Origin of the sequence: Cyanobium sp. HWJ4-Hawea (assembly GCF_024345815.1) — a bacterium.
Lineage (GTDB): Bacteria > Cyanobacteriota > Cyanobacteriia > PCC-6307 > Cyanobiaceae > Cyanobium_A.
In genome coordinates this window covers 33,644-41,142 of sequence record NZ_JAGQBV010000019.1, presented here as the reverse complement: position 1 = coordinate 41,142, position 7,499 = coordinate 33,644, and the positions used below count along the sequence as shown (strand labels likewise).

The window sequence follows — 7,499 nt, the reverse complement described above, 5'->3', positions numbered from 1 at the left end:
TCGACCCCAAACGTCTGACCCATGACCTTCGCAAAGAAGGCCCTGATTTTTGGCTCACTGGCCCTACTGGGTGCAAACAGTGCAGCTTTTGCCGCCGATCGTCTCAACGGTTCTGGCGCTACCTTCCCCGCTGATATCTACACCAAATGGTTTGCAGGCCTCGCTAAGAGCGGTGGCCCCAAGGTGAACTACCAGAGCGTGGGCTCCGGTGCCGGACGCAAGGCGTTCATCGATGAGACCGTGAGCTTCGCCGCTTCCGACGACCCGATCTCAGCAAAGGACAAGGCCAAGGTTTCCCGTGGTGTGGTGCAGATCCCCACCGTGGGTGGCACGATCGCCCTGGGTTACAACTACCCCGGCTGCAACCTGAAGATCACCCAAAAGCAGGTGGTGTCGGTGTTCATGGGCTCTATTGACGACTGGAAGGAGCTTGGTTGCAAGCCCGGCAAGATCACCGTGGTGCACCGCTCCGATGGTTCAGGCACCACCGCGGCCTTCACCGATTCACTTTCTACCTTCTCCAAGGAATGGACCCTGGGCAGTGCCAAGTCCGTGAATTGGAAGGTGGGTGTGGGCGGTAAGGGCAATGAGGGTGTTTCTGGCGTAGTTTCCACCACCCCCGGCACGATCGGCTACATGAGCCAGTCTTTTGTGAAGGGCGCAATCAAGGCGGCTGCCGTTCAAAACAAGGCAGGTCAGTTTGTGTTGCCTGGCTTCAAGAGCGGTAAGGCTGCCCTTAGCGGCATCACCCTTGACCGTGATCTAGCCGGCGGCAACCCCAACCCCTCCGCCAGCGGCGCCTATCCGATTACCACCCTCACCTATCTCCTCCTTTACAAGACAGGAAACGGTGCCAAGACCGATGCCCTCAAGCAGATGGTCAACTACATGTTGAGCGATAAGGCCCAGGCCCAGGCCGACGACCTCGGCTTTGTGCCCCTTAGCGAGGGCATCCAAGCCCAAGCCAAGGCCGCTGTAAACAAGATCAGCCAGTAATAGTTGTTTGTCAGTTGCTAGCCGCAACTGGCTTCTGTTGATTTCCCAGGGGGGCTCCAAGCGGGGCCCCTTTTTTTATGCGCTGATAGCTCCTTTTCCATTTAGCTGGCGGGGTGGCGTGGGCAGCTTGGTGCTCACCCCATAGGCCAGAGCCACCAGCAGGCACGAGCACCAAAGGCAGGCCTGCATGCCGCCCACCAGGAATAGGGCACCGGAAAGCAACGTGCCCACTAGCCGGCCAGCGGCATTGGCCATGTAATAGAAGCCCACGTTGAGGCTCACCGATTCGGCATCGGTGTAGGCCAGCACCATGTAGCTGTGGATCGAGGAATTCATCGCAAACACGGCCCCGAAGGCCGCCAGCCCCACCACCACGGCGATGCCGGGATTGCCCACGTCGCGCCACAGGCTGATGGCGATCAGGGCGGGGATGGCCGTCAGTACGGCGCTCCAGAACTGCACCGCCGACACCCCCGGAGGCGCACTTTTCCCCCAGCTGCGCCGCAGGGCAGGGGCCGAAGCCTGAATGATCCCGTAGCCGATCACCCACAGGCCCATGAAGCCTCCCACCTCCCAGTACTTCCAGCCCAGGGCCGCCTGCAGAAACACCGGCAGCGCCACCACGAACCAGACATCACGGGCGCCGAACAGGAAGAAGCGAGCCGTAGAGAGCACATTGATGCCCTTCGATTTCGAGAACAGGGCCGTAATGGCGGGCTTCTCCTTCATGCGCCCGATCTCACCGGGCAGCACCAGGGTCATCAGGAACGAGAGAAATAGTCCGGCCGCCATGGCGCCCACGGCGGCATTGAAGCCGACCGTGGTGAGCAGCAGGCCACCAAGAAAAAAGCCCACCCCCTTGAGGGCGTTCTTGGAGCCGGTGAGGATCGCCACCCATTGGAACAGCTGGTTCTCGCCCCTGCTGTGATCCTCCGGGGTTTCTGGCACCACCGTCTTGATGGCGCTCTTGGCGCTCATCTTGTTGAGGTCCTTGGCGATGCCACTGATCGCCTGGGCCACCATCACGTAGGCCACGCTCCACCACTTGGGCCAGGTATCTGCCACTGGGATCAGCATCAGCAGGGCAGCCACCTGCATCAGTGTTCCGGCCCAGAGTGTGAGCCGCAGCCCAAAGCGGGCCCCCAGCCAGCCGCCGTAGAGGTTGGTGAGAATGCCAAAAAACTCATAGAAGAGAAACAGAAAGGCGATCTCCAGGGTGGAGTAGCCGAGCTGGTGGAAGTGGAACACCACCAGCATGCGCAGGGCGCCATCCGTGAGGGTGAAGGCCCAGTAGTTGGCCGTGACGATGGCGTACTGCTGCAGGCCCGTGAGGTGTTTCATGCGCCGACACCTTCAAGAGCCGCCACATGGCAGGCCAGATCGGCCATCCGGCAGCTATAACCCCATTCGTTGTCGTACCAGGCGTAGACCTTCAGCTGGGTGCCATTAACCACCATGGTTGAGGGCCCATCGACGATGGCGCTGCGGCAATCGTTGACGTAGTCGATCGATACCAGCGGCCGGCTCTCAAAGCCCAAAATCCCCTGCAGCTCTGCCTTGGCGGCCGCCTCAAAGGCCCGGTTCACCTCCTCCGCATCGGTGGCCCGCTCCAGCTCAAACACCGCATCGGTGAGGGAGCCATTGAGCAGGGGCACCCGCACGGCGTGGCCGTTGAGCTTGCCCTGCAGCTCGGGAAAAATCATGCCGATGGCCCGGGCTGAGCCAGTGGTGGTGGGAATCAGGCTCTGGCTAGATGAACGGGCCCGCCGCAGGTCGCTCTTGAAGCCATCAACCACCACCTGGGTGTTGGTGATGTTGTGCAGGGTGGTGATCGAGCCGTGGCGGATGCCAAAGCCCTCCTGCAGCACCTTCACCACCGGGGCCAGGCAGTTGGTGGTGCAGGAGGCGGCGGTGAGCAGCCGGTGTTGGCCTGGTTCGTAGAGCTGGTGGTTGATTCCGTAAACGATGTTCAGGGCCTCTGCCCCGGCGATTTCTCCCTTCACCGGGCAGGCCACGATCACCCGCTTGATCCCCAGCTGCTCGAAGTAGGGGGCCAGGGTTTCCGGTGTTTTGAACTTGCCGCTGCACTCGAGCACCATTTCCACTCCGGCGGCTTGCCAGGCCACGGCGGCCGGTTGCAGCTGTTGGGAATAGCCGATCTCCTGGGCAGCCACCCGGAAGCTCTGGCTGCCCCCGCTGTTGTTGCTGCTGCAGCTGATTGGCTGGTTCCAGCGGCCGTGGACGGAGTCGAACTCGAGCAGGTGGGCAGCTGCCCTGGCATCACCGCCTGGATCGTTGACATGGACCAGCTCAATGCCGGGACGGCCCCAGAGGGCCCGAAACACCAGCCGCCCGATGCGGCCAAAACCGTTGATGCCGATGCGCATGGCCAGCTCCGCAGCAGAAGACAATTACTCATCAATCTTACTTGATGTATCAATCTTTTTTGTTGGGTTTGGCGCGTCTGTGGCTGCTCAGGGCTGCTGTGGCTGCCAGGGTTGGGCTGTGTTTGGCTTGGAGTGGCTTAATTGGCTATGGCCTTGATCGCTATTGCCCCCCTTTCGGCTGAACAGGCCCGAGCGCTGCTCAAGGCCCTGGCCGATCCCCTGCGCCTGCAAATCCTTGATGCCTTGGGCCCTGGTGAGCGCTGCGTCTGTGATCTCACTGCCGATCTGGGCCTTGCCCAGTCAAAGCTCTCCTTCCACCTCAAGGTGCTCAAGGACGCCGGCCTGTTGCTCGATCGCCAGGAGGGCCGCTGGGTCTTCTATCAGCTCCAGCCCCAGGCAATTGGGGCCCTCCAGGGCTGGCTGGACCAACTGGCCCAGGCAAAGGAGCGCCCCAGCTCCAGCTGCTGCTGAGGCCTTCCCCTACTTGCTGGGCTCCAACTGGATGGTGCTGTGGGCGATTCCCAATTCGGCGAGCTTTTGTTTGGCCTGATGCAGCAGGGCCATGTCGTCGACGGCGCCGAGGGGCCGGCTGATGTGGGTGGTGAGGGCGTTTTGGGAGGTGCTGATTCCCCAGACATGCAGGTGGTGCACGTCATCTACCCCGGGAATGGCCCGCAGGGTTGCCTCTACTTCCGCCAGATCAATGCTGCGGGGCACCGCATCGAGGGCAATCATCAGCGCTTCTTGAAGTAGCTCCCAGCCGCTGTAGCCCACGGCCAGGCCCACGCCGATCGCGGTGAAGGCATCCACCCGATGCCATTGGGTGAACTGCACCACCAGGGCGCTCAACAGCACGGCTGCCGACACGGCCGCATCAGTTAGAAGGTGCACCACGGCGGCCCGGCGGTTGAGGTCGTGGCTGTGGTCGCGGCCAAATAGCCGGGCTGAAAACAGGTTGACCACGATGCCAGCGGCAGCAGCTATCGCCACCGGTCCTCCGCTGATCGGCACCGGCTGCCAGAGGCGCTGGATGCCCTCCACCACCACCACCAGGGCGGCGATCAGGATCAAAATTGCATTGATCAGGGAGGCCAGCTGGGTGCTGCGGCCAAAGCCGTAGGTGAAGCGCCCCTGGGCTGGCCTGGTGCTCAATTTCTCGGCACCCCAACCAAACAGCAGCCCAGCCACATCGCCCAGGTTGTGGATCGCATCACCCACCAGGGCCAGGGAGCCAAAACCGAGCCCAATAACAAGTTGGAAGGCCGAGAGGAAGCTGTTGAGGATCACGCTCCAGCGAAAGGCCGTTGCCGAGCCGGCGCGGTGCTCGTGCTGGCGCCAATGGGGTTGGCGCTGGATAGCTACGGCCGGATGGACCGGCTGCCCGTGCTGGTGGCCGTGCTGGTGGTGGTCGCCCATGCACCCTTTTAGGAGGTCCACTGTTTCTAGGGGAAAACCTGCCTTTGAGCCGCGGGGTCTTGGCTCCGTAACCAACCCTTAAACGGCTAACTACCTGCCCTTTGCCCTGGTGCTGATGGGCCTCCATAGGGTTTGCCTCGTAACTTGATTTGGCGCCGCGATGGTCTTCACGCCCTCCCGCGACACGAGCTCCAATCCGAATTTTCTTGAGCTGCTGGAAACCAGCTACGAGAAACGCAATTTGGTCCACCTGCCCTCCGGCAGCTCCGTGCCCATGCTCAAAAAGAGTGTTTGGCTGGTGGTGCGGGGCATGGTGAAGCTCGGTGCCATCTCGATCCAGGGCGATGAGCTGGTGCTTGGTATTGCCGGGCCCAATGAGCCCTTCGGTGATCCCCTCTCCAACGTGGATGTCTACGGCGCCACCGCCCTGGTGGACACAGACCTGCTCTGCCTGAGCTGCGAGGAGATTGCCGGCTCCCCCCACCTGGCCATGGCCCTGCTGCAGGGCATGGCGGCCCGCTACCGCCAAAGCGAGGCGATGTTGGCCCTGCTGGGCCTGCGCCGGATCGAAGATCGGCTGCGGGGCTTTTTGGAGCTGCTAGCCCACGATTACGGCCAGCCCTGTAAGCAAGGCCTCCGCCTCAACATCAAGCTCACCCACCAGGAATTGGCCAGCGCGATCAGCACCACCCGCGTCACCGTGACCCGGGTTTTGGGCCTGCTCAAGCAGGAGGGCTGGCTCCTCCAAGACGAAGATCGCCGCTTGGTGGTTGCCCACCTGCCCCGGCGTGCTGCTGGTTAAGTCCGTTGACTAAGTCCGTTGGTTAAGTCAGCGTTCTGGGCTGCAATTCTCCAGGCCCCCGTCCAGAATGGGGAAATGCAGCCTTCTTTGCTGGTCGTCGAGGATGACGAAACAATCCGGGAAACCCTGCGCGATGCCCTCGAGCTAGAGGGTTTTGCCGTGACGGCCTGTGGCAACGGCCGCGATGCCCTGCAGATTTTGCAGCGCACGCCAGAAGAAGACGGATTCGCCCTGGTCGTTCTCGACCTAATGCTGCCCGGCCTGGGTGGTCTGGAGGTATGCAGGAAGTTGCGCCAAGGGGGCAACCACACCCCAATTCTGGTCGTTAGTGCCCGCGACACCGAAACCGACCGGGTCCTGGGTCTGGAGGTGGGCGCCGACGACTACCTGGTCAAGCCCTTTGGCATGCGTGAGTTGGTGGCCCGCTGCCGGGCCCTGTTGCGCCGCTCCACCAACCAGCAGGAGCCGGCGAAGGTCCTGGAGCACTCCAACCTGCGCATCTACACAGAGGAGTGCCGGGTTACCCGCGATGGCTTGGATGTGAACCTCTCCCCGAAGGAATACCGCCTGCTGGAGCTGTTTATGCAGTACCCACGCCGGGTTTGGAGCCGCGACAAATTGCTCGAGCACATCTGGGGCATCGATTACATCGGCGACAGCAAAACGGTGGACGTGCATATCCGCTGGATGCGTGAAAAGTTGGAAGAGAATCCCTCCAGCCCGGTCCATCTCATAACCGTTCGCGGATTCGGCTATCGCTTTGGCTAGTGCCTGGCTGGCCCTTGGCCTATTGATCGGGCTTTGCACTGGCCTGGGAATTTCCTGGCTAGGGCAGCGGCGCCTTGCCAGGCCGCAGGGCTCCAGCCGTCTATTGCCCAGCGTGCGGCAGTTACTCCAGTGGATTAATGCCTCGCCTAGCGGCTGGATCCTCCTTGATCGGGGCGGCCTGATTCGCCACATCTCCCCAAGGGCCGAGCGCCTGCTGCAGGTGAATGCGGGCCGCAACCTAAATGGCCGCTCTTTCCGGGAGGTGTACGTCGACCAGGCCCTCAATAGCGCCATTGCGGTGGCCAGCCGCCAGGACCGGACCCAGCGCCTCGACTTACGCCTCGGCGAGGAAGAGGTGGAGGTGTTGGTGGTGCCTGGCAGCAAGGGCTGGCTGGGGGTGCAATTACAAACCCGCCGATCCCTCGAGGCCCAGCTTGAGCAGCAGGAGCGCTGGGTTAGTGACGTGGCCCATGAGCTGAAAACCCCACTTACCGCTTTGCTGTTGGTGGGCGACAGCCTGGCGGGCCAGGTAAATAGCCAAAACGCCCGCATGGTGGAGCGTCTGCAGCGGGAATTGCTGCGGCTGCAGGAATTGGTGGGCGACCTGCTCGAGCTCTCCCGGTTGGAGAACATCACGCCTGGGGCCACGGCCCGCAGCGGTGAGGTGGTTTTGCCCGAGCTGGTGGAGCAGGTCTGGCAGGGCTTAAGGCCCCTGGCCGATCAGCGCGGGGTGGCCCTGGAGCTCGAACCTGCCCCTTCCCTTGCCCTGCAGGCCGATCGCTCCAGGCTGCACCGGGCGGTGTTGAATTTGCTTGATAACGCCCTGCGCTACAGCCCCGATGGCGGCGCCATCACTGTGGCGATCGAGGAGCGCAGTGGCTGGCTCCAGCTGCGGGTGAGCGACCAGGGACCAGGTTTGAGCGAGGAAGATCTCGATCACATGTTTGAGCGCTTTTATCGGGGTGATCCCTCCAGGGTGCGCAGCCCCCGGACAGGCAGTGGCCTGGGGTTGCCGATCGTGCAGCAAATTGCCGCCACCCATGGCGGCCGCATCCAGGCCTTCAACCACCCCAAAGGTGGAGCGGTGCTCGAGTTGACCCTGCCCCTAGGCCAGACTTAGCCGATCGTTT

Annotated in this window: 8 protein-coding genes; 5 read left to right on the top strand and 3 right to left on the bottom strand. The window is 62.4% G+C overall.

The genetic code is table 11. The features are described from left to right. The first annotated feature begins 21 nt into the window (after window positions 1-21). Window positions 22-996, top strand: coding sequence for a phosphate ABC transporter substrate-binding protein PstS (pstS, locus tag KBY58_RS06180; protein ID WP_255003454.1), 975 nt, complete (start codon window positions 22-24; stop codon window positions 994-996). A 75-nt stretch (window positions 997-1,071) separates the two neighbouring features. Here the strand turns inward: pstS and arsJ are convergent, their stop codons facing one another. Both arsJ and KBY58_RS06170 read right to left on the bottom strand, forming a co-directional pair. Next, the gene (arsJ, locus tag KBY58_RS06175) at window positions 1,072-2,337 is read right to left on the bottom strand and encodes an organoarsenical effux MFS transporter ArsJ (protein WP_254933605.1); all 1,266 of its coding nucleotides are present in this window, start codon (window positions 2,335-2,337) and stop codon (window positions 1,072-1,074) included. Then, window positions 2,334-3,383: an ArsJ-associated glyceraldehyde-3-phosphate dehydrogenase gene (locus KBY58_RS06170; RefSeq protein WP_255003457.1), complete on the bottom strand. Its 1,050-nt coding sequence runs from the start codon at window positions 3,381-3,383 to the stop codon at window positions 2,334-2,336. Before KBY58_RS06170 ends, arsJ begins: the two co-directional genes overlap by 4 nt. A gap of 147 nt (window positions 3,384-3,530) precedes the next feature. Here KBY58_RS06170 and KBY58_RS06165 point away from each other — a divergent pair, with 147 nt between their 5' ends. Continuing rightward, window positions 3,531-3,854 carry an ArsR/SmtB family transcription factor gene (locus KBY58_RS06165; protein WP_254933604.1) on the top strand — a complete coding sequence of 108 codons (324 nt, stop codon included), beginning with the start codon at window positions 3,531-3,533 and terminating at the stop codon, window positions 3,852-3,854. 9 nt (window positions 3,855-3,863) lie between these two features. On the opposite strand, the gene KBY58_RS06160 is transcribed toward KBY58_RS06165, so the two are convergent. Further along, window positions 3,864-4,799 (bottom strand): cation diffusion facilitator family transporter, encoded by a 936-nt coding sequence (locus KBY58_RS06160; RefSeq protein WP_255003453.1) that lies wholly within the window; start codon window positions 4,797-4,799, stop codon window positions 3,864-3,866. A 160-nt stretch (window positions 4,800-4,959) separates the two neighbouring features. Here KBY58_RS06160 and KBY58_RS06155 point away from each other — a divergent pair, with 160 nt between their 5' ends. From KBY58_RS06155 to KBY58_RS06145, 3 genes are all read left to right on the top strand, one after another. After that, entirely contained in the window at window positions 4,960-5,601 is a 642-nt protein-coding gene (locus KBY58_RS06155) for a Crp/Fnr family transcriptional regulator (protein ID WP_254933602.1), read from the top strand. A gap of 75 nt (window positions 5,602-5,676) precedes the next feature. Further along, complete coding sequence (locus KBY58_RS06150; RefSeq protein WP_255003452.1) at window positions 5,677-6,369, top strand: response regulator transcription factor; 693 nt, start codon at window positions 5,677-5,679, stop codon at window positions 6,367-6,369. Next, window positions 6,362-7,489, top strand: a complete 1,128-nt coding sequence (locus KBY58_RS06145; protein WP_255003451.1) for a sensor histidine kinase — start codon at window positions 6,362-6,364, stop codon at window positions 7,487-7,489. Before KBY58_RS06150 ends, KBY58_RS06145 begins: the two co-directional genes overlap by 8 nt. Window positions 7,490-7,499 lie beyond the last annotated feature (10 nt).

Excerpts from the sequence above, each read along its gene's own strand:
- KBY58_RS06165 (WP_254933604.1), top strand. The coding sequence starts at position 3,531 with ATGGCCTTGATCGCTATTGCCCCCCTTTCGGCTGAACAGGCCCGAGCG.
- KBY58_RS06155 (WP_254933602.1), top strand. The coding sequence starts at position 4,960 with ATGGTCTTCACGCCCTCCCGCGACACGAGCTCCAATCCGAATTTTCTT.
- KBY58_RS06170 (WP_255003457.1), bottom strand. The coding sequence starts at position 3,383 with ATGCGCATCGGCATCAACGGTTTTGGCCGCATCGGGCGGCTGGTGTTT.
- KBY58_RS06150 (WP_255003452.1), top strand. The coding sequence starts at position 5,677 with ATGCAGCCTTCTTTGCTGGTCGTCGAGGATGACGAAACAATCCGGGAA.
- arsJ (WP_254933605.1), bottom strand. The coding sequence starts at position 2,337 with ATGAAACACCTCACGGGCCTGCAGCAGTACGCCATCGTCACGGCCAAC.
- KBY58_RS06160 (WP_255003453.1), bottom strand. The coding sequence starts at position 4,799 with ATGGGCGACCACCACCAGCACGGCCACCAGCACGGGCAGCCGGTCCAT.
- pstS (WP_255003454.1), top strand. The coding sequence starts at position 22 with ATGACCTTCGCAAAGAAGGCCCTGATTTTTGGCTCACTGGCCCTACTG.